The sequence below is a fragment of the Propioniciclava sp. genome (assembly GCF_029977985.1).
GTDB lineage: Bacteria > Actinomycetota > Actinomycetes > Propionibacteriales > Propionibacteriaceae > Propioniciclava.
In genome coordinates this window covers 1-1041 of the sequence record NZ_JARKOT010000094.1, presented here as the reverse complement: position 1 = coordinate 1041, position 1041 = coordinate 1, and the positions used below count along the sequence as shown (strand labels likewise).

Genomic DNA, 1041 nt, shown 5'->3' with positions numbered 1-1041 from the left:
GGCCCAGCCCCTGCCGAGCGGGCCGAAGTCGAGCGGGTTGATCCGCGCCGACAGCCCGTGGCCGATGACGAACGGTTCCACCCCCAACGCGTGGCACATGGGTTCGTACTCGTCCTTCGGGTCGCCGAGGATCAGCACCCGATACCCGAAGTCGGTCATCCGCAACAGGAACGCCTTGCTGGTCGCGGACTTACCGCCGCCCGGCTTACCGAAACACATGACGTTCGGGTTGGTCACCGACACTTGGGAGGCGAGCACCCAGCCCAGCGGGTCGGCGTAGAACGAGCCACCCGACAACACGTCGATGCCCATCTGCGCTCCCGTCGGGGGCAGCCCGGGGGCGGAGATGAACGGCCACAGCGCGGGGGCCTGATCGGAGGCCATCCGCCACGTCGACACCTGGGCGGGGGCCGGCGACCATCCGCGTCCGCGCCGGTTCAGCCCCCCTCGAGGCACGGACCGGAACAGCCGGGGCTCTCTTGGGGCGGCCGGCGGCTCGGGCAGCCTGGGCAGTTCGTGCCCGAGGTCGGCCATCAGGTGGGCGACGTCGCGGGCGTCGCTGGTGCGGCGAGCCCTCATGCGACACCGTCCCGGGTCAGGCACACCCCGAGTGGGATCGTTGACGCCGCGAACGCGCGGTCCTGGGCCAGGTCGAGGCGCAACGGTGAGAACCCGGCCACCCGGATGGACGCGTCGAGGCGGCGTCCGTACTCGATGATCGACTTGGTGCGTGGCACGGTCACGGTGGCGACCGCGTAGGGGCGGGTCATGGAGTTGCCGCGGGCGAGTTTCTCGTCCATCCCGTGGGCCTTGGCGGCCTCGTTGCGGTGTCGCGCTCTCGGTTTGACGCCGGCCTTGCGGCGCAGTTCGTTACCCATGTCGGATGCGAATTCGGCGTTGTCGGCGGTGCGTTCCGCGACCGTTTGAGTGAGGATGGGGAACGCCACCATGAAGGAGCGGCGTTCCCCCGCCTCGGCCGGGGTCAGCACCGGCGCCAGCGCGCCGATCAGGGCTCCCTTGGCGGGCAGTTTGATCGTGGAC

General features: G+C 70.3%; 1 protein-coding gene and 1 pseudogene. Both read right to left on the bottom strand.

The features are described from left to right. Positions 1-579 (bottom strand): annotated as a pseudogene (locus Q1K57_RS06005) (ATP-binding protein); the annotation flags it as partial. Then, positions 576-1041, bottom strand: a 466-nt coding sequence (locus Q1K57_RS06000; RefSeq protein ID WP_366525343.1) for an SCO6880 family protein, incomplete at its 5' end; no start/stop codon positions are given. The gene Q1K57_RS06000 and the pseudogene Q1K57_RS06005, both read right to left, overlap by 4 nt.